At 66.2% G+C, this 20518-nt stretch carries 15 protein-coding genes; 6 read left to right on the top strand and 9 right to left on the bottom strand.

Going from position 1 to position 20518, the window contains the following annotated elements; translation table 11 throughout:
* Positions 1-20: 20 nt before the first annotated feature.
* From L6Q96_02710 to L6Q96_02730, 5 genes are all read right to left on the bottom strand, one after another.
* Entirely contained in the window at positions 21-1271 is a 1251-nt protein-coding gene (locus L6Q96_02710) for an acyl-CoA/acyl-ACP dehydrogenase (GenBank protein ID MCK6553488.1), read from the bottom strand.
* A 91-nt stretch (positions 1272-1362) separates the two neighbouring features.
* Positions 1363-2220 carry a nitroreductase family protein gene (locus L6Q96_02715; protein ID MCK6553489.1) on the bottom strand — a complete coding sequence of 286 codons (858 nt, stop codon included), beginning with the start codon at positions 2218-2220 and terminating at the stop codon, positions 1363-1365.
* 108 nt (positions 2221-2328) lie between these two features.
* The gene (locus L6Q96_02720; GenBank protein ID MCK6553490.1) at positions 2329-2751 is read right to left on the bottom strand and encodes a cell envelope biogenesis protein OmpA; all 423 of its coding nucleotides are present in this window, start codon (positions 2749-2751) and stop codon (positions 2329-2331) included.
* Positions 2752-3286: 535 nt separating this feature from the next.
* On the bottom strand, positions 3287-5779 hold the full coding sequence (locus L6Q96_02725; protein ID MCK6553491.1) for an Ig-like domain-containing protein: 2493 nt from the start codon (positions 5777-5779) through the stop codon (positions 3287-3289).
* A gap of 42 nt (positions 5780-5821) precedes the next feature.
* Complete coding sequence (locus L6Q96_02730; protein MCK6553492.1) at positions 5822-6091, bottom strand: hypothetical protein; 270 nt, start codon at positions 6089-6091, stop codon at positions 5822-5824.
* A 136-nt stretch (positions 6092-6227) separates the two neighbouring features.
* Between L6Q96_02730 and L6Q96_02735 the strand changes: the two genes are divergently transcribed.
* Positions 6228-9266, top strand: coding sequence for an AAA family ATPase (locus L6Q96_02735; GenBank protein ID MCK6553493.1), 3039 nt, complete (start codon positions 6228-6230; stop codon positions 9264-9266).
* A 140-nt stretch (positions 9267-9406) separates the two neighbouring features.
* Here the strand turns inward: L6Q96_02735 and L6Q96_02740 are convergent, their stop codons facing one another.
* Together L6Q96_02740 and L6Q96_02745 are read right to left on the bottom strand one after the other, a co-directional pair.
* Positions 9407-9805 (bottom strand): c-type cytochrome, encoded by a 399-nt coding sequence (locus L6Q96_02740; GenBank protein ID MCK6553494.1) that lies wholly within the window; start codon positions 9803-9805, stop codon positions 9407-9409.
* Between the two features lie 264 nt (positions 9806-10069).
* The gene (locus L6Q96_02745; GenBank protein MCK6553495.1) at positions 10070-11179 is read right to left on the bottom strand and encodes a hypothetical protein; all 1110 of its coding nucleotides are present in this window, start codon (positions 11177-11179) and stop codon (positions 10070-10072) included.
* A gap of 101 nt (positions 11180-11280) precedes the next feature.
* Between L6Q96_02745 and tatA the strand changes: the two genes are divergently transcribed.
* Complete coding sequence (gene tatA / locus L6Q96_02750; protein ID MCK6553496.1) at positions 11281-11484, top strand: twin-arginine translocase TatA/TatE family subunit; 204 nt, start codon at positions 11281-11283, stop codon at positions 11482-11484.
* On the opposite strand, the gene L6Q96_02755 is transcribed toward tatA, so the two are convergent.
* The gene (locus L6Q96_02755) at positions 11475-12287 is read right to left on the bottom strand and encodes a DUF3426 domain-containing protein (GenBank protein MCK6553497.1); all 813 of its coding nucleotides are present in this window, start codon (positions 12285-12287) and stop codon (positions 11475-11477) included. The genes tatA and L6Q96_02755 overlap by 10 nt on opposite strands.
* Positions 12288-12604: 317 nt before the next feature.
* Between L6Q96_02755 and L6Q96_02760 the strand changes: the two genes are divergently transcribed.
* Positions 12605-13345 (top strand): glycosyltransferase family 2 protein, encoded by a 741-nt coding sequence (locus tag L6Q96_02760; GenBank protein ID MCK6553498.1) that lies wholly within the window; start codon positions 12605-12607, stop codon positions 13343-13345.
* A 29-nt stretch (positions 13346-13374) separates the two neighbouring features.
* Here the strand turns inward: L6Q96_02760 and L6Q96_02765 are convergent, their stop codons facing one another.
* On the bottom strand, positions 13375-16131 hold the full coding sequence (locus tag L6Q96_02765; protein ID MCK6553499.1) for a TIGR03663 family protein: 2757 nt from the start codon (positions 16129-16131) through the stop codon (positions 13375-13377).
* A gap of 105 nt (positions 16132-16236) precedes the next feature.
* On the opposite strand from L6Q96_02765, the gene L6Q96_02770 reads away from it, so the two are divergent.
* The 3 genes from L6Q96_02770 to L6Q96_02780 all read left to right on the top strand — a co-directional run bounded on the left by L6Q96_02770 (position 16237) and on the right by L6Q96_02780 (position 20484).
* Positions 16237-16992, top strand: a complete 756-nt coding sequence (locus tag L6Q96_02770) for a glycosyltransferase family 2 protein (GenBank protein MCK6553500.1) — start codon at positions 16237-16239, stop codon at positions 16990-16992.
* 70 nt (positions 16993-17062) lie between these two features.
* Positions 17063-17815: a glycosyltransferase family 2 protein gene (locus L6Q96_02775; protein MCK6553501.1), complete on the top strand. Its 753-nt coding sequence runs from the start codon at positions 17063-17065 to the stop codon at positions 17813-17815.
* 5 nt (positions 17816-17820) lie between these two features.
* Positions 17821-20484 (top strand): glycosyltransferase family 39 protein, encoded by a 2664-nt coding sequence (locus tag L6Q96_02780; protein ID MCK6553502.1) that lies wholly within the window; start codon positions 17821-17823, stop codon positions 20482-20484.
* Positions 20485-20518 lie beyond the last annotated feature (34 nt).

Here is a 20518-nt window from a genome sequence, read left to right on the forward strand (position 1 = left end):
TCGCTCCTCGATCGTTGCGGTCATTGTCCCCCGCGGCTCTCCGCGAGCAGCGACGCGCCGATCTGCGCGAGGAAGGAGTTTTCGCCATCGGCAACGGTCAGTGCGGTGGCGTCGCGCAGGAACATCTCCACGGGGTACTCCCGGGTCATGCCGTTGCCGCCGTGGAGCTGTACGGCCAGCGTCGCCACTTCGTGGGCAGCCTGGGTGCAGAAGACCTTGGCGGCGATCGAGTGTTCGAGAGCGGCTCGGCCACCGGTAGCGATTTGGGTTGTGTTATAGACCCAGACGTTGCGCGCCAGCGTTCGCGACGCCTGCACGAGCTGAAACATCCGGAACAGCCGCGCGCGCACGGACTGATGTTCGAAGATTGGTCGGCCGCCCTGGACGCGCTCCCCCGTATACGCCAGCGCGGCTTCGTACGCGGCGCGCGCCAGCCCGGTAGTGATTATGCCGACGCCGGCGTTGAAAGCGGAGAGGTGGTTTTCCATGTAGGCGGCGTACCCGTCGGCCTCGATCACCATACTCCAGCGAGGCACCCGCACATCGTCAAAATACAGCGGCCCTTGCGGCAACGACCGCAGGCCATGCTTTTCGAGTGCCGGGCCGTGCGAGACACCGGGCAGATCGAGCGGCAGCAGGCAGATCCCGCCGCGGTCCATCCCGGCCTCCGGTTCGAGGTGCACGTTCAGCATGGCGTGGGTCGCGATCGGGCCGTTAGAAACCCACGCCGACTTCTGGCCGCGCAAGATCCATTGGTCGCCGTCGCGGCGCGCCACCACCTGACCGGGTAACTTCACGACCAGCTCGGGCCGCATGACCCCGAGTGTGTCCGAGCCGTGATCCGGCTCGGTGATCGCCCAGCAACCGCGGATCGAAGCGTCGTTGGAACGGTAATACGGTAGCGCAAAGGCCTCGATGGCTTCCGGTCGTCCGGTCAGCAGGGCGACATTGGCGTGTGTGCCGGAGAGGAAGAACGTGCCCGCGAGTCCAAGGCTGCCGAAGGCCAGCTCTTCGAGCACGATGGCGCTCGTCAGCGGCGACAGATTCAGGCCACCGAGTTCCTCCGGGCCGGCGAGCCGCGTGTAGCCGAGGGCGGAAGCCTGACGCAGCACCGAGAACAGCGGCGATTCGGGAGCGGCCGCCGCGGCCGCTGGCAGACGATCGATGGCCAGCCCCGCGGGCCGCATCACCTCCATTGCGAACCGGCGCGCCGCCTGCTGCAGTTCGCGTACCTCGGCACCGACGGAAAGATCGTATTCCAGAAAGCCCACCGTTGACCTCCGGTTTGGCGCCGACCGAGTTCCCGCCCACCGAACCAAATGGATGCACGCGCCCCCGTGCCCGACGGGTGCCGCGACCGGACTACTTCGCCTCGCCGCTCTCGGTATCCGGCGTCATCATCTCCTGAATGATGTTCGGGACTTCGTCGCCGAACACTTCCGCCAGACCGTACTGGTGCTGCAGGAAACCGAGTTCCTCGCGGCGATACGGCAGCGGTGCGGGCCGGCAGAGCATCCTGGCAGCCTCCAGCTCCTTTACGACTGCGGGGTCGCGAGGAAACGGATTGTCCCAACTGTTCAGCGAGAACCGCTCCTCGAACGGCAACCGCGGGCGCTGACCGCCCCCCTCCGGATCTTCAGCCGGGTAGCCGACGGTCTGAAGAACGAGCACCTTCACATGGTCGGGCAGTCCGAGGGCGCGCCGCAGTTTGCGATCGTTCGGGCAGCCGAGCAGGCAGGTTCCCAGTCCCTCTTCGTAGGCGACCAGGGTTGCCTGTGCGATTCCCTGGCCGCAGTCGAGCTCGGTGATGCCGCCCTGCTTGATGCCATCCATCGCGGCGCTGAAGAACGGAATGAGCGTCGAGTCGAGGTAGTTGTGGCTTTTCTCGAGGTCGACGCCGAGGGCCCCAGCATCGACCAACTCGTGCAGGCGATTACCCTGAACCGAAAGCAGCGACCAGTCGAGTGTCCAGACGATAACCACCGGAGCCATGCGGAACTGGAAGCCGCCGATGGCGGTGCCGGCCGGCAGGGCGGCGACCACCTTGGGCGGCGCCGTGGCGCGCTCGATCACCACCGCGCGCAGGGCCTGAACATTGCCCCAGAACGAGGCGAGGCGAGCCGCTTCGAGCATCTTCTGGATCTTCTCGCGCTCGACCGGCTTGTACGGCCGCAGGAACCGCATCGAACGCCGACGACCGATCACTTCCTTGAGTTCCATCCGGTTAACCTCCTGCGCCTTGCTACCTCATGGGCGTCCGCAAACGCCAGCCCCCCCGCGCCGATGCCGCCCGCCGCGTGCATACCCGGACCGCTCGCCGATGTGCCTTTACTGCCAGCCGATCGGATCGTAGCCTTTCTTTTCGAGGCAACGCTCGACGAATGCACTCCATGTCGGCGGTGGCTCGTTCGCCTCGAACAGCCCGTAGAGGAGTCCGCCGGCCACGCCGGTCGCGGCACCGATCGCGGCGCCGGTGCCCGGGTCGCCGGCGATCGCGCCGCCGATCGCACCGATCGCGCCTCCGGCCGCACCCCCGACGAGCGTGTCCTTGCCGACCGTCTCCGCCTGCGGTCTGGTCTGGATGTACTGATTAGCTAACGCTTCGCAGTAGGCGATGTCGGCTTTTGCCTGCACCTGCCCCACTTTGTCGAAATACGCGTTGGGGTACAGCACAGGGTGCGGCGGCTGCGATGCGCAACCCGCCAGCGCCACAACCGCCGCCAAACCGACAAGGGATTTCCGCAGTTTCATCGTCATCCTCCTCCCTCGGGCTATAACCCGAATCGGCCACCCATGACCACCGGGAGCACGTCGACCTTTCTCCGACGGACCCGCGTTCGTGAGGTCGCAGAACACAGGCCCTTCCGGACGCAGGTGCAGTAAGGAGTGCCCATGACCCGGCGGTCGTCTCTAGACGATGAAAGCAAGGTCCCCTCTGCGGGATCGGGATCGGAATCGGAATCGGGATCGAGGGACTCGAATCGATACCGATACCGATTCCGATGGCTGCCCGCCGTTGCGCCTGGTCGGGCGTTTCCGCACCCCACTCACCGCCGGTCATCGCCCCGCCCCGATTTTCGAAGCAGAGGAACCCGATCGGGTCACGGAGTGTCTGGCGGCGAGCCCGGGCCCATGAACCCTCAAAACGGGTTCATGGGCCCGGCGAGCCGGCTCCTCCCGGGGGACTCTCGGCGCGATCGGCTGCGCGGTCGCCTTTCGTGTCCAGCGAGGTCAGACTCGGGTTAGGACCGCTTCGGGCGGCAGACGATCGTCCGCGCCGCGTGCTTCACTTGCCGCCGGGCATCGGTTTCATCTCCGCCACCGGGGAGATTATCTGCTGAGCGGCGCGCGCCACCTTCGACCACCGGCGCGGGGCAGCGGCCTTGACGCGCGGGCCGACGCCGGCGGCCGCTCCCGTATCGAGGAACTCCATGCGACGGCCCCCTTCGGGTGTGGTGCCGAGGCGCACCCGGCGCAGAAGCTCCTGCCGCGCGGGCAACGTCTTGCCGTTGTAAGCCGCGCCCGGACCCGTCGCGCCGGTAGCCGCGCTTGCCGACGATTCCGCGCTCATACCGTTGCCACCATCAATGCCGATCGTTCCCCACGACAGAGACGCGTTGTTGATCTCGTTCGACTCGGTCAGCCAATTGTTAGGGTCCAACCACATCGCGATGTAGTACACGCCGTCCGGAACCCGGTTGCCGAACTGGTCGAAGTAGAGGAGGAAGCCTGCCGCCGCCGACTCGTCGCGGTACAGAGTCGTGCCCGGGTCGACCGCGAAGCCGGCCGGTTCCGAGAACAGTAGCGTGTCGTCGCCGTCGCCGATCACGTCGTTCGGACTCAATGCGAGTGAGATGGTCCAGCCCGCAGGGGCGGTGCTGGCACCGTAGTTGGCGAGTTCATAGGTGAGCGCGCCCATCCCCCACTCGTTCCAGGTCGCGTACCAACTGACGATTTGCATGTCGGGCAACGTATTGACGATGTCGACTTGCGACGCCGAGGGCGAGATGTTGTCCCTTTCGTTCCACTCCTCGATGTCGTCCCAAACATCTGCCCAGACCGCCATGTAGTACCGGCCGGGCTCCAGGTTGTCCGGAAAGTTGAATGCGATGGAGTTCTGTGCGTCGCGATACGCCGTGGTTCCCGGCGCCATATCGAACGGGATCTGCTCGTACACGACCAACGTATTGCCCGCCGCAAACGTCGGGCTCCGCGACACAAGCAGCGCAATGTAGGCGCCCGCCGGAGCGGTCCCCACGCCCGTGTTGGTGACAGTGTACTGCAGTGCTCCGGAACCACCCGGCCTGCCGTCGAAATCCGCCAGCCAGTTGGTAACCTGCAGGTCTGGCAAGTCCCCGGTGGGTTTCGGGTCCACCGGGTCCGGCCCCGGCTCTTGCGGGGTGGGTAAGTCCTCGACGACGACTGCGCCGGTAAGCACCGGAGTCGGCCCATAGGCTGTGGCGACGACGTGATTTGTCGCTGAGTAGGGGATCCAGAAATATCCGCCGTCGCCCCAGTTTTGTCCCCATGAATTCATGATCCGGAACGCACCGCCGTAACGGTTGTCGTCGTAGCCGACGGCGGCGACCCCATGACCGATCTGCCAGGCGCCGTTGAACGTGTTGTACACGGAATCCGGTCCGTGCAGGGCGTAGATGTCGTCGAGCAGCTGAATGACCATGAATACGGGCAGGCGATTCGCGAGCGCGTTTTTCACTTCCAGCACGCCGTTAGCGACGCTGAAACTCTTGGCCTTGAACCGCGACGCTTCTTGACGCGATGCGGCGGTCGGCTGGGTCAGAAAATCGCTCGAGTCGTAGGGCATACGGGCGAGCGTAGCGACGCCCTGATCGACCACGAGATTGAGGCCGTCGATGTACGGGATGCCGCCATCCTGTCCTCCATTGAGCTGGTTGTAGATGTAGGCCGGGCTGAAGCGGCGCTCGGCGGGTTCGAGCGACCAGCCGTGCTCGACGCGCTCCTGGTAAGTCTTGATCGCGTAGCCGAGCGCCCAGCCAACGCAACTGTTCTGGTTCCCCTGATTGCCCGGCAGGGGATAGTCGCTGCTGAGATCGACCTGTGAGGGCAGGGTCGGACCGCTTCCGGGCGCGCCCAGAACGCCTCCGTTGTAGAAACCGCGTGGGTGTCGGGCGTACTCTGCCGGATCGATGTTGTCGAGGCCGCCCCTGCGGGACGGGATGGCCGCCTGCACGGTAAGTGTCGCGGTGGCGGCGGCGCTGAAAAGCTGCCCGTCGGTGACCCGGTACGGCAACACGACCGAGCCCTGAAATCCCGGCACCAGGGTAAGGTAAAGGACGCCCGATTCAGGATTCACGTACGCGAAGCTGTAGCCGGCGCCCGCCTCGTCCGCGACCAACTCGTAGGTAATGGCGTCGTTGTCGGGATCGGAGCCGATCAGTTGCTTCTCGACATAGGGAGTAGCGGTGTCGGCGCCGAAGGAGACCGCGCTCGCCTGCGGCGCGCGATTGGGCGGCGCGTCGCACCCTGCCATTGCCGTGCGCACCCCGGCGACCAGTTCGTCGACCGTCACCTTGTCGTCACCGCTCAGATCGAGTGCGCGACACTGATCGACCGACATGGTATCGAGCGCGATGTTGACCCCGGTGACGAGTTCGTCGACGGTCACCTGCTCGTTCCGGTCGCAGTCGCCGGCGCAGGTGGCTTCTTCGGCCCAGGCAACGGTGCGGTGGCCCGACGATCCGAAGCCGAGTGACGACAGGATCAGGACCGCGCTGACAAACCCTGGCTGCAGTTTCATCGATCTCTCCTCCTTGTTGAGCCGTCTTCCGCAGTGGCCGACTTATCCGCGCTGCCAACCCTCCGCGTGCCCCGTGCGCATGACACGGGCAAAAAACGCCAGCAGGTCCTCGGGTGACTCGAACCGGGCCGCCTCTCCGCTCGTCGCGTGCTCGACCCGACCGGCGAAGCGCGGGGCTTCGCCCTCACGCTCTTCGCGGAACTGCACCACGAAGGCTCGGGTCGGCGAAAGCAGCCGTTCCTCGGGTGCGAGCCGCGGGAGGCGCCGCGGCGTTTGCGAGGTCGTTCTCGCGGATCGTTGGGTCGGGATCATGCGGGCGAGCCTAAGACGCGCCCCGATGAGAGGCTATTAAACGGGCGTGCGAAAGGCGTGCAATCCGCGTTCAAGTGGCGTGTAATTGCGCCCTGGGCTATCGTGCGCGCAGCCTGGGCGGCAAACCGGAGCCGGGATGCAGGACTTGCAGTTCGTTTTCCCTCCCTTCAGGTTGGACCCCGCCAGCCAGCAACTCTGGCATGGAGAGGCGCTCGTCGCACTTCGTCCGAAGCTCTTTGCCGTCCTGCGCTATCTGGTGGAGAACTCCGGCCGCCTGGTGACCCGGGCGGAATTGTGCAGGGCGGTCTGGCCGGCAACGGCGATCAGCGAAAGCGTGGTTCGCGGCACGATTCGCGAGTTGCGCGAGGTGCTGGGGGACGAGGCCGCCGCCGCCCGTTTCATCGAGACCGTTCCGCATCGGGGCTACCGATTTGTCGCCTCGGTGACCAGCCGGCGGGCGGCTCGCGGCGATTCTCGTGCCGGCCCGGAGGAAGCACCGGGCGGCGGTTCGTTGCTCAGGGACTTACCCCTGACCGGTCGAGACCGCGATCTCTCCTGCCTGCAGCAATGGCTCGATCTGGCCAGTCGAGGAAGCCGACAAGTCGTCTTCGTCACCGGAGAGCCCGGGATCGGCAAGACGACACTCGTGGATGCCTTCCTCGGTGCAGCCGCCGCGGCGGGAAACGTCGCGGTCGTGCGCGGGCAATGTGTCGAGCAATACGGGTCCGGCGAGGCGTACTTGCCGGTGCTCGAAGCGCTGGGGCAACTCTGCCGCCGGTCCGATGGCGCGCAGACGCTCGGCGTCTTGAGCCGGCATGCCCCGAACTGGTTGGTGCAGATGCCCGGGCTGCTTGGTGACCCGGAGCTGGAGGCACTGCAACGACGGGTGCAAGGGGCAACCCGCGAGCGCATGCTGCGCGAGCTGGCGGACGCAATAGACCTCCTGACGGCGGAGCGAACCCTGGTGCTCCTGCTGGAGGACCTGCACTGGAGCGATTACTCGACGCTGGATGTAGTCTCGTTCCTGGCGCAACGGCGAACGCCGGCGCGGTTGATGGTGCTCGGCACGTATCGCCCGGCCGACGTGATCGTGAGCGACCATCCGCTCAAGGCGATCAAACAGGAATTGCGTGTCCACGAGCAATGCGAGGAGCTACCGCTGCGGTGTCTGACGGGCGGCGAAGTGGACCGGTATCTGGCGGCCAGGTTTCCCGGCGGGCATCTACCGCCCGGACTTGGGGCGGCCATTCACCACAGTACGGAGGGTAACCCGTTGTTCGTGGTCAACGTGGTGAACTACTGGCTGAGCGAGGGCCTGCTGGTCGACGCCGGCGGTCGACTGCGGTTGATGGCAAGGCTCGATGAGGTTGCGGCCCGCGTACCCGATAGCCTGCGTCAGATGATCGAGAAGCAGATCGGCCGGCTTACTTCAGAGGAGTGCCGTGTGCTCGAGGTTGCCGGCGTGGCCGGCGCCGATTTCACCACTGCCGTGGTTGCGGCGGGACTCGCCGATGACGGTGAGCGAGTCGAAGAGCGGTGCGAACGGCTGGCGCAGCGCCAACAGTTCCTCCGCGCCCGGGGCACCGAGTCCCTAGCCGACGGAACCGTGACCGGTCGCTACGGGTTCCTTCACGCGCTGTATCGGCAGGTGTTCTACGAGCGCGTCGGGGCCGCCCGGCGGGTGCGCCTGCATCGTCGCATCGGCGACTGGGAAGAGCAGGCCCACGGGCGAGAGGCCGGCCAGATCGCTGTCGAGTTGGCGATGCATTTCGAGCGTGGGCACGACACCGAGCGGGCGCTGCACTATCTGACTCGGGCCGGGGACAACGCTTTGCGGCGTTCCGCTCATCCGGAAGCGGTCGGTCTGTTCACCAGAGGGTTGGATCTCCTGATGACGTTACCGGAAACCCCGGAGCGTACGGGTCACGAGATCGCGCTGCGGAGCATGCTTGGCGCCGCATTGGGCGTCATGAAAGGCTATGCGGCGACGGAAGTGGGAAACGCCCTCCAGCGGGCGTTCGAGTTGTGCCAACAGGCGACTGAGCCTCCGCAGGTCTTTCCGGTGGTGGCCGGTCTGTGGGCGTTCCGGTATCAGCGCGGGGAACTGCGGGCGGCCGAGGAGTTGACGGAGCGGCTCTTCCGCGTCGCCCAATCCACCGCGGACGCGGCGCTCTTGTTGTGGGCTCACGCGTTGAAGGGTCTGACGTTGTCGATGCTCGGACAATTGTCGCCGGCCGTGCGGCATCTGGACGAGGGGATTGCGCTGTACGATCCGCAACTCCACGGACCGGATCGGACACGGGTCGGCGCGCAGGACCCGAAGGTGCTCTGCCTTTCCTTCGCCGCCACGACGCTCTGGCGTCTTGGGTATCCGGACGAGGCGCGGCGGCGGGTCGACGAGGCGCTCGCCTGGGCGCAGGAGCTGTCCCACCCGTTTAGCCTGGCGTTTGGCCTCGGCCACGGCGGCGCCGGGGTCGGAATCTTCATTCGGGATATGTCCGCAGTGCGGGCACACACCGACGTGCTCGCGCAGGTTTGCGAGAAGGAGGGGTTCCGGTACTGGCTCGGCTGGGGTCGTGTCTGGCGGGGCCGCGCGTTGGCCGAGGAGGGCGAACCGGAGTCGGCCATCCGGATAATGCACGAAGGCATGGCCACCGTGCAGCAGACCGGCGCCTGGCTGGCGATCCCGTATGTCCTGGGTCAGCTGGCCGAGGTGCACGGGATGGCGGGGCAGATTGCCGCAGGGCTGGAGTTGCTGTTGCAGGCACGCTCGCTGATCGAGGCTACGGGCGAGCGATGGTACGAGGCGGAGATCCATCGGCTCATGGGAGAGCTCCTGCTCCAGGCGGCGGATCCCGCGCACCCCGCGGTTCCCATTCCGAAGCGGACCGGACGAACGGCGGCTGCCCCGGCCGCGTCGGCGCGTCGCCGGGCGGTCACCCGCCTGCACGAAACCGTCGAGACCCACTTTCGCACCGCCCTGGACGTGGCTCGACGGCAGCAGGCCAGATCGCTCGAACTTCGCGCCGTCATGAGTTTGAGTCGATTGTGGGAGCAACAGGGTAAACGGCGCCAGGCCCGCGAGAGCCTGGCTGACGTTTACGGCTGGTTCACCGAGGGGTTCGACACCCCCGATCTACGTGACGCCCGAGCGCTGCTCGCCGCGCTCGCCTGAGTTGTTTCCGTTCTGGCGCCCGTGCGCACCGGGCACTGAGCCGGGTGCGCAGAGCACGGAAACTCGATGGCGCGCCTTTCGGCGGCGTTCGAGTCCGTGCTCCGTGTTCGCGCTATTTGTGCTCCGGCGAAGACTCCCGCTCAGCTCGCCTTGCCCTGATTACGGACGATGATCCGCAGGGCCTTGATGACTTCGGGCTTGTTGGCGAGGTCGGGGTTTCCTGGCATGAGTGGGCTCTTGCCGACGGCCGGACCCCCACTCTTGATGATCTTCTCGATGGCGTCGTCGGTGACCGACTTCTGCCACGCCGCATCGCTCATGTCGCGCGGCTTCGGGTTCAGCCCCGCGGATGCTGGCCCGTCGCCCTTGCCGGTTGGCCCGTGACACGTGCTGCATCGCGTCTTGAAGATGCCTTCGGCTTCCGTCATCGTTGCCGCCGGCACATCGTCCGCGGCAGCGACCGAGGTGGCCCATGCCGCACCCACCGCACCGCAGGCGAGGGCAACGGCCGCCACACCCAGCAATTGCTTCACTTTCATTCTTCTCCCTCCTGTATAGCCTGACCACGTGTCAGTACCGCGCAAACCCGTTTGCGACGGCCCACCCATCGCTCCGGTTTTGCTCACCCATCGATCGCCGGCAGAGCAGCAGAGTCCTGCCGACCTGACAACCGTACGCTAGCGCGTTTCACCGTTACGGGAAAAGGGGGATGGCTTGCGGCAGCCGGCGGCGTATCGGCCGGTCGAAGGGCACCCTCCCGCGCCCGGAGGCGGCGCGCCGGGAGGAGTCCTGTCTCCCGGGATTCAGAGCAAACCGGCGCGGAACACGGCGCGATAGCCGACGAGACCGCGACCCGGTTCGAGGGAGAGGGCAACCTGCGCATCGAAGACGAAATGGATCTGTCCGTCGACCGCCTCGGCGCCGGACGGCGGGTTGCGGTCGAAGAAACCCTCGCGCACCGCGGCTTGCAGGTTGCGGTCGGTGCCCAGCCCGCCGCTGGTCGAACGCTCGCGCACTTCGATCGATACGAGTTGCCCCTGGCGGTCCATCACCGCCTCGATGCTGGCATACTCCTGCGAGGAGTCGAAGCGGCCGGCATCGACGCTGCGGCGCAGGTTGATGCGGAAATTCTCGAACACGCGCACGGCGACGCGCCGCACAAAGGGGGCGAACTGCTCGGCCTTCGTGTTGAGCATGGTGATGTCGCCTTCACGGATGGCGGGCAGGAAGTCGAGCGTGGCGCCGCTGAGACCGCCGCGGCGCCAAGGATCCCCGTAGCGCAATAGATCGTCGCGGGGGATGGCGGCGTGCTGTTCCGCCGGCGGGTCGACCGCGCGCGGGACGGGTTCGCGGGGCGCGTGGCGTGCGAAGTCCCCCGGCTGCGGCAGGAGTTGCTCCAGTCCCGGCAGTGCCGCTCGCTCGGCGGCGCGCGGTGCGCGCTCGGCTCGCGCCGCCGGCGCGCGGGGCGGCAGGTTCCGTCTTGGCGCGGCGGCGGGCGGCGCCGCTTTCTTCGGTTCTTGAGCCACGACCGGCCGCGACTTCGCGTCGGGATCGCCGGGGGCCGGGTCGCCGCGTTTCACCGTCTCTTCCGGCACCGTGACATCGCGGTCGCTCAGCAATCGCGTTTTCTCCGGCACCCGCTCCTCGCCGTGCTCGGATGGGCTGACGATTTGCCGTTCCGGCAGGGTGATCGGCGGCGGTGCAGGCGCGGCGGCGGCCGGCGGCGGCGCCGGTCTGGCCGCTGGTGCCGGAGCGGGAGCAGGAGCCGGAGGCTGGAACATATCCACTTCGATGAGGGGGGGCACGGACACGTCGAGTGACGGACGCCACAGCGAAGGCAGGCCGGCGACAAGCAGCCCGTGCAGGAGCAGCGACAGCGCCAGTGCCCAGGTGAGCCGCGCCGAATCGCTCATGACCCGATGTTAGCGGTCTCCCGCGCGCACCGGCAAGGCGCCCGGTGTGGCTTGCGCCAACCCGACGGCATCACCTATAAGTCCGGTAGCGAGGAACCCTGATGTTTGGATTCGGCATGGGCGAGATCCTGCTCGTCCTGGTGATCGTCCTGATCATCTTCGGTGTCGGCAAGTTGCCCGAACTTGGCGAGGGGATCGGCCGCGGCATTCGCAACTTCCGCAAGCAGATGAAGGCGCCGGACGAGATCGATATCACTCCCAAGCCCGAAGAGACCGGCGACGAAAACCGCAAGCGTCAAACCTGACGGTGGGCCGCAACCACCTGCGCCGAGAACGACACCGCTCCTTTCGGCGGGTCCATGAAGACGATCACGAACGTCGACGACGCTCCCGGCTCGATCGTGAAGCGGCTCGGCGGATTCAGCTTCTGGAGTACGGAGAGTTCGCGTGGCGTGAGGTCCTTCAAGACACGCGTCGAAATGACGTTGCCGCAATGAATAACCTTCTCGTCCAGACCCATACCGGCCGCGTCAAAGAGGCGTCCCGAGATTTGCACGCCCTGTAACGGTACCGGGGCGGTGTTCATAGCCTTGCCGCTGATCACGAAGACGTCCTTGCCGTCCCGGATGCGCTGGTACATGCCGTCCACCTCGGACAGCGTGACCTTGCGGGTCAGCAGGCGATCGTCGCGCAGACTTCCGATCCAGGGAAGGTTGCCCACCCATTGCTCCGTGAGTCCAGGGCTGGCAGCCAACGCCGCGGCCAGCACGGCGTACCCGACGGTTACCACGCCGACGAACCAGAGAATGGCCACCATCTTGCCCCGATCGTCGTCCGCCATTTGTGGATCCCGCCCACGCCGTCCGCGCCTGGGCGGCTCGCCGATGCCAATTACGAAGGGGGCTTCCTCGATCATGTCCGGCGGCGGTGTCGCCGCCGGCGTTAACATGGGTGCGGCCCTGGCCGGCAGCGCGAGCGCCGACGTCTCGCCGTCGGTCCGGGGCGACATGCGCTCCACCGGAGGCGGATCGCCATCGCTGTCGAGGGACTGCGGTTGTTGCTCTGTCCCCGTCCCGAGGGTGAACTCCTCTTCCGTGTCCGGGACCACGAGGCCCGACTCCGCGGAAACCTCGCGGTCGGTGTCGCCCTCGTCTTTCCAGCTAGCCTGTTCAAATGGTAACGTCAGGCTCTCCGCCGCCGCGGGCGGAGTACGTTCCAGCCGGCCGGAACTGGTGGCCTTCTCCGTACGGGAGGACGATCCACCAGCGCGTTTGCTAGCCGCGGGCGCCGGAAATATGTGCTGGCACCGGGAGCAGCGAAGTTTCGCACCCGGGGTCGCGAGACGCGTCGCCTCGACCCGGTAGCGCGAGGCGCAGTATGGACATTGAACGATCACTGCATTGAGCCAGGAGCGAGTGAGATTCTATGGGGAACGCAAAGGAAAGCAAATCCGCGCCGTCGGCCGTGCAAGCACTGTCGGTCGTACTGCCCGCTTATAACGAAGAGCCGAACATCGAGCGGGTGGTCGGCGAGTGCGCCAACTACCTGGACTCGCGGTTGCCCGACTACGAACTCGTCGTCGTCGATGACGGCAGCGCCGATAGGACCGGCGAGATCCTGCGGCGCCTGACCACGACGTTCCCCCGTTTGCGGCCGCAACATCACGAGCAAAACCGTGGCTACGGCGCGGCACTGCGAACCGGCTTTGCCGCCGCCACCAAGCCCTTCGTATTCTACATGGACGGCGACGGCCAGTTCGACATCCGCGATCTGGACCTCCTGCTGCCGCTGGTAACCGACGATCGCAACATCGTCACGGGCTACCGCATCGAACGCAGCGACCCGTTCATTCGCCGGCTCAACGCCCGGCTGTTCGGCGGGTTCCTCGTCCGGGTAATGCTCGGAGTCCATGTGCGCGATCTGAACTGTGCCTTCAAGATCATTCCCAAGCGCATCCTCGACAGCATCGCCCTCGAGTCCACGGGCGCGTTGATCAATGCGGAACTCTACGGGCGCGCGGTACGCCGCGGCTTCGGAATCAAGGAAGTCGGCGTGCATCACTATCCTCGCACGGCCGGTGTTCAGACCGGCGCGCACATCTCGGTCATCGCGCGCGCCTTCTACGATCTGTTCAGGTTGCGACAGAAGATCGTGCGGGAAGGCTGAAGGCTGGCGGGAAACTCCGGGCTGGCAAGCTAGCCCGCTTTACCTTCCGTCAACACGAACTTCTGCACGCGATTGTTCAGCGTGTCGGAGACGTACACGGCACCCTGCGCATCGACAGCCACGCCGATGGGGCGGTTGAACTCGCCCGGCCCGGTGCCGCTCTTTCCCCATGCCTGCACGAGCTGACCCTTGCCGTAGCGGGCTACCCGGTGCAGGTACGAGTCGCTGACGATGACATCGTCGCCTCGCATTGCCAGATACGGCTCGGTGTAGAACTCCTCCCAGCCGTATACGGCGAACTCGCGCAGGAAGGTGCCCTGCCTGTCGAACACCTGGATACGCCGGTTGCCGGTGTCGGCGACGAGAACTTCGCCGGCACCGTTCACCGCGATGCCCACGGGTTCGATCAGCTCGCCGGGCTTGGAGCCCTCCTTACCCCAGCTTTTGAATTGCGTACCATCGCTCGTGAACGCCACCACGCGTTTGTTGCCGGTATCCGTAACATAGACATTCGCGCCGTCCGGCGAGACGGCGATCCCACGCGGTCCCCAGAAACCCGGTTCGGCCTTCCATTCCTTCACGAACGCGCCGCTGCCGTCGAACTTCTGAATCCGGTGGTTCCAGGTGTCGGCAACGTACAGCGCACCATCGGGGCCGACGGCGGCACCGCACGGGTCCTTGAACTTGCCGGGTTCGCTGCCTTCGCCGCCCCACACCGTCAACGGCTTGCCGTCGGGGCCGAGTTTCTGGATCCGATTATTCTTGCTGTCCACAACAAAAAGATGGCCACCGGCATCGACGGCGAGCCCGCGCGGCTCGTCGAACTGCCCCGGCCGGGTACCCTTCTCGCCCCACACTGCCGCCGGGGCAATGACCTCCGGTGCGCGCGGGTAGCCGCGGGCCGCCGGGGGCGGGTTGACCGCAATGGCGCCGAAGGTCTTTCCGGGCGTCAGATCCCGAGCGACGTACATCACCGCGTCACTCGAGCCGACACCGCTGAACGGCCGCCGCTTCAGCAGGAAGGTTACGAAACTGGCCGGATTGAGTTTGCTCCAATCGGGTTCCCACCAGCCGCGAATTTGGAACGGGATCTTCTCGTAGGCGTCGCCGATCGCCTGGTCGATGGCGTTGGTCGCTTCCTTGTCGACGATGACCAGTGCCGTGTCGACCTGGCGCACGTCACCGCTCCAGTTCACCGGGTAGTGCCGCAAGTACCAGCTCAGCGGCCAGGTGGAGTTGCCCGAGACGGCGAGACGGGTTTTCAAGCCCGTGCCGAGTTTCTCGGCCACCTCCTCGACCTTGAGCATCACTTTCTCGTGGATGTCGTACGTCGACTGCACGTAAGCGAGGAGTTCGGCGGTGCGTGCGTCCGCCTGCTCGGACGGTCGCGGCGCGTCGGTGAGGTAGTTGCTGGCGATCAGGTTCCATCCGGTCAGCGCCCCGAGCGCCGCCAGGGCCAGTGCCGGCCCCGGCCGGGAGAAAGTTCCCGCCGCGACCCGGTCGCGGAACCACATCGCCGCCAGCAGGGCCATCGGCAGCAGGATCGGCACCAGCAACCAAGGAACCTTTTCCTGCGCCCAGGCATAGAAGCCGAAACTGCCCATCGCCCAGATCACGGTGAAGCGCGTGAACCGATCCGGCATCCAGGCGCGCATCAGGGTGAGACCGGCGAACACCAGTGCGCCCAGCAGCACCGCCGGGGCCCGTTCCGGGGCCGCCACCAGCGAGACGAGAAAGCCGGCGAACACCGCCCAGGTCGCGTACCAGAGGTAGCGGCTCGATGCCCGCCCGTCGGCGGGTGGCCGCGTCAACGGCGCCAGCAGAAACAGCAGCGCCGGAAAGAAGATCAACGGCTCGTAAGTCACGAGGTGCGGGAAGTAGTACCACCACGGCCCGCCGATACGTTTGATCTGGTGCTGGCCCCACCAGTAGCTGAGCGCCCGCTGCACCGCGTTCCAGTGCTCGTTGTGGGTACCGAACGACGTGTAGAACGCCAACCAGATGCCCAGAAAGATGATCAGCGCGGTTACTAGCGGGACAATCGAGGAGCGAACGAGATCCCACGTCTCCGCCCACGCGCCACCGAGCGCCGCCCGCCAGTCGCGGCTGTTGACGACCTCCCACAGCAGCATGAGCCCGGCGCTGGCGATAAAGACCGGGCCGAGGGCATACATGTCCTCTTTGGTCGCAAACGCCAGAGCGAGCGCAGCGGCGGCCAGGTAAAGGTGACGCAGGATGCGGGTCTCGGCGTACCGGAAGGCGAAGTAAACGAATCCCAGGTTACACGCGGCCACGTAGATGTCGTGGCGCTGGAAGCGGGTGAAGTACGTAAACGCCGGCGACAGGGTGAGCAGCGCAAGGAACGACAACGCCCCCCAGCGACCGAGGTAACGGCGCAGCGGCCACGCCAGCGCCAGCACGCCGAATCCGAAGAGCACCGCGCTCAGGCGCGCCGTGAAGTCCGTATCGCCGAGCAGCCACATTACCGCCGCAGTGGCATAGTAGAGAACCGGACCGTGGTAGACGGGATCGTACTGGTAGGCGCGAACCCCTTCGTCCACGATCTTCCAGGAGAAGAAGGCGTGAATCGATTCGTCGTGGTGAAACGGCCGCACCCCGAGGATGTAGAGGCGCGAGGCCACGGCGATAACCAGCAGTACGATGTACAGGACTTGCTCGACGGTCAACGAACCGATGACCCGCCGATCCAGTGCCCCCGGCGATTCGGGCGCCGACGCTACGGGCGGCGCATCAGTAAGGTTGCGAACGGTCGCTCTCTCTGCCATAGAAGCCGCTGTTACGCGATGATTTCGGGTGTCGAAATCCGCTAGTTCCTATCCGCCGCCTGCAACCTTGTCAACCAACGACGGCACCATCCGACTGCTCCGACGATGAGGATTACGGTCGCGATTCCCGCATACAACGAGGCCAAGCGCATCCTGCCGTCGCTGGAACGTATCGTCGCCTACATGGAGAAGCGGCATCCGGGCTACGACATTCTGGTCGTCGACGACGGCAGCACCGACGACACCGCCGGGGTGATCGAACGCCGCTTCGGCCCGCAGGTGGCCGTGAGGTCGTGCGGCAGCAATCGCGGTAAGGGCTACGCCTTCCGCCAGGCCATGCGGGAGGCGCAAGGTGACCTGGTGCTGTTTTCCGACGCCGACCTGTCGACCCCGATCGAAGCGCTCGAAACGATGCTGCCGCGTATCGCCGCGGGCGACGATATCGTCATCGGCAGCCGGGCCGTTCTCGGCGCGCACATTCACCGGCACCAACCATGGTACCGGGAAGCCGCGGGCAAGCTGTTCAACCTGATCGTGCGGCTCGTCGTGATGGGACAGTTTCACGACACGCAGTGCGGTTTCAAGTTGTTCCGGCGCGAGGCGGTGCTGCCGCTGCTGCCGCACCTGCGGGTCGACCGCTGGGCATTCGACGTCGAGGTCATTGCGGTGGCACAAGCCGCCGGACTCCGCCTTAGCGAGGTGCCCGTCGATTGGACGAACTCGCCGAAGTCGACCGTCGACCTGGCCGGCGGTCTGAGCGCTTTCCTCGATCTCGTGCGGATTCGCGGGCGGGCCAGGCGGGCCGGTCTCGACCTCGCGGCAACGCGCGGCCCGGCCGGCGCCGTCGGAGGTTCGCGCTGACCATGGGCCGTGCCGTCGTCCCGCCGGTTGTCGGGGTCCCGCGAACCCGCGCCCTGGCAGTGAGCGGTGTATGAGCGGGATCGTCGTCGCACTCCCGGCTTACAACGAAGGCTCTCGCCTCGAAGCCTTGCTCGATCGCGTCCGGACGGCGCTCGCCGACCGCCCTTATCGCATCGTTGTCGTCGACGACGGGAGCCGCGACAATACCGCGGCGATTCTGCAGCGGCGCAGTCGGGACCTGCCCCTGGCGGTGGTCACGCATGCCGTCAATGCCGGTCTTGCCGACACCCTGCGCGACGGCCTGAAGTGGGTCGTCGACAATTGCGGCGACGACGACATCGTGGTCACCATGGATGCCGACGACACGCACGATCCGGCTTGTATCGGCGCCATGACGGCGCGCCTGACCGACGCCGTCGACGTGGTCATCGCCTCGCGTTTCCAACCGGGATCGCAGGTCGTAGGGGTGCCGTGGCACCGCCGCCTGTTCAGCTGGGGCGTGTTTGCCCTCCTCAAGGTCCTGTTGCCGATTCCCGGCGTGCGCGACTACGCCTGCGGATACCGGGCCATGCGGGTGCGCACCGTGCGCGCCGTGCTGGCGCGGTATGGCGACGACCTGTTCCACCTGCGTGACTGGGGCTTCATTTGCACCGCGGAACTACTGTGGAAACTGCACACGGTCGGCGCCCGGTGCGGCGAGGTGCCCTTTATCCTCCGCTACGATCTAAAGGAGAGCGTCAGCCGCATGCGCGCCGGGCGGACGATCGCGGGCTATGGCCTGCTGGTGTGGCAGAGCCGGCGCCCACCCTTCCGGAGGCTGTGAACGGCATGCAACGTCGATCCGTGCAGTGGGCGGCGCTCGCCGCCGTCGTCCTTCTCGCCGCGGCATTGCGGGTCTACGATCTCAAGGACGTTCCCGCCGGCCTCTTCTGCGACGAAGCCGCGCTGGGTTACAACTCGTACGCCCTCGGCACCGCCGGTATCGACGAGAACGGCCGGGCTCTGCCGCTCTTCGTGTGGTCGTTCGGCGGTTACAAGAACCCCATTTACATCTACGCGGGCATCCTGCCGGTGAAGCTGTTCGGGCTTGACGAGTTCAGCACCCGGCTGACCGCGGCGCTGTTCGGCATCGGCGGTATCGTCGCCATGTTTTTCCTCGGTCGCGCGATATTCAACCCCTGGGTGGGTCTCTTCGCGGCGTTGTTTCTCACTCTCTGTCCGTGGCACCTCCACTTCAGTCGCATCGGTTTCGAGCTGATTTCTTTTCCCTTCCTGTTCACCGTCGGGCTGACGTTGCTCGTCAGGTACACGCAGGGGCGGCGAACGTTGGCGGCGGGGATGTTCTTCTGCGCCCTGTGTCTGTATGCCTACGCCATCTCCGCCGTGTTTGTACCCTTGTTCCTCGTCGGCTTTTCCCTGCTGTACTTGCCGACCCTGCTGCGGCGCTGGAAAGAAACGCTGCTCGCTCTGGCCGTGATCGTGGCAACGGTGGCTCCCGCCGGCATCTTCTACCAACGTCATCCGCAGGCGACCGGATATTTCCGCAACACCACCATGCTCGCCCCGGGCCGCGACCTGCGCGCGCAGGTGGAGCAGCTCGCCGCCAACTACGCCGCCTTTCTGTCGCCGCGTTTCCTGTTCGAAAGCGGCGACTCCATAACGCGCCACGCCGTGCGCGGCTTCGGCCAGCTGCTCCCCGCTACCGCCCCGTTTATCGTCCTCGGCGCCCTGGTGGCTCTCCTCCGGCGCGACCGCGCCAGCAAACTCGCGCTCTGGTGGGTCGCCGTATACCCCATCGCGCCGAGTCTGATGACCGAGATCCCGAGCGCCTCGCGCGGCATCATGGGTGCGCCGGGCTTCAGTCTGCTTGCCGGTATCGGCCTTGGCGCCGCGCTGCACGGACTGGGTTGGATAATGCGCCGGCGACCGCTCGCGTTGGCCGCTCAGACCGCTGCGCTGGCCGGCCTGGGCTACATGCTGGTGCCGCAGTTTACTCGCTACCTGCACGCTTACTTCGTCGAGTACCCGAAGTACTCGGCCCCGACGTACGGCGGCTTCCAGTTCGGTTACCGCGACTCGATTCACTACATGGAGAGCCAGCGCGACAAGTTCGACCTGCTCATGCTCACCGCCGTGGAGGTCAATCAGCCGCAGATATTTCCCCTCTTTTACAACGCCGTCGATCCGCGCCAGTGGGCGGCAAGCCCGCACTCGCCGCGCGATCTCGGCTACCTGATTCTCGACCCCGCCGAGTACAGCCGCTACGGCGTCGACCAGCGCGTCCTCTATCAATTACGACCGTCCGACCTCTATTACTTCACCGACTACACCATCCATAAACGCATCACGACACCCGCCGGTCAGGACGAGTTCGTCATCGCCGAGGTGCGCGACCGCAAGCGCTTCCTGACCAACTGGCTGGTCGTCGGACCTTTCGACAACACCGGTGGCAGCGGCGAGCGCAAGGCGTTCATCGACGTCAACCACGTGACCCGCAACCAGCAACCCGGCACGCTCGGCGACGGTTACTGGCGGCCAATCAATCCGCAATTCGTTCGCGTCGACCTGAACCAGTTCTTCGCCGCTCGCGACCCGCGCCACCCGGGCAATCCGGAGGAGGTCTGCGCTTATGCGGCAATGACCGTCCAGTCGCCGACGGCGCACAGCGCGTTCCTCGAACTCGCCGGCACGCAAGACTCTCTGGATGCGTGGCTGAACGGCCAGCGCCTGACGCCGGGGCCCATGGTCCTTTCCGACGCTCCGAGACGGCGGCCCATCGAACTGCGCGCCGGCGACAATCTCCTGTTGGTGAAGAGCTGCGAGAACATCGGCAGCTGGTACTTCACCGCACGGATCACCGACGAGAACGGACGTGACCTTACCGACATCTCCACCACGGCATCGATTCCCGATACGCCGCCGTCGGTGGCGCCGGCAGCGGCGGGGGCGTCGCCGGCGCTGCAGATCGTCGAAGGGTTCGACGGCCCCATCACCTACAAGCACACCCAGTCCCCGTATCCGGACTACCGCGGCGGTACCGAGTCGTGGTGGACGAACCTCCGCGACGCGCAGGCCGAGCTGGTGTGGCGCAGCGCGCCGGTGCCGAAGAAGGAACCGACCGTGCTGGCGTTCACCTTCTCGCATTCCGAGGCCAGCGGCGAGGCGGAACTGTACGTAAACGGCAAGTACGCTCTGACCTTCGCGGTCGGCGACGTGCGGCCCGGGGACGTCTATCGGCGCGGCCCGTATCGTCTGGTATTCCTGCCCCGCGCCCACATCGCCGGTAATTCCGGTGTAATGCTCCTGCAGATCCCCGCCGACGATATCACTCCGGGTCAACCCGTGGAGCTGCGGGTCATTCCGGTCCGCGGCGACGAAGCCCCCTGGGTGATGATCAAGGGCTACCGCGACACGGTCCAGCACGAACAGCTCAGCCCGGATACCGTTGCCGAGTTGCTCAACGCCTCGTGGACAACCTCGGCGCGGCAGTAGGCGATAACGCCGGTCGGACCGGCGGTCCCCGGCT

Source organism: Candidatus Binatia bacterium, assembly GCA_023150935.1.
Classification (GTDB): Bacteria; Desulfobacterota; Binatia; order HRBIN30; family HRBIN30; genus JAKLJW01.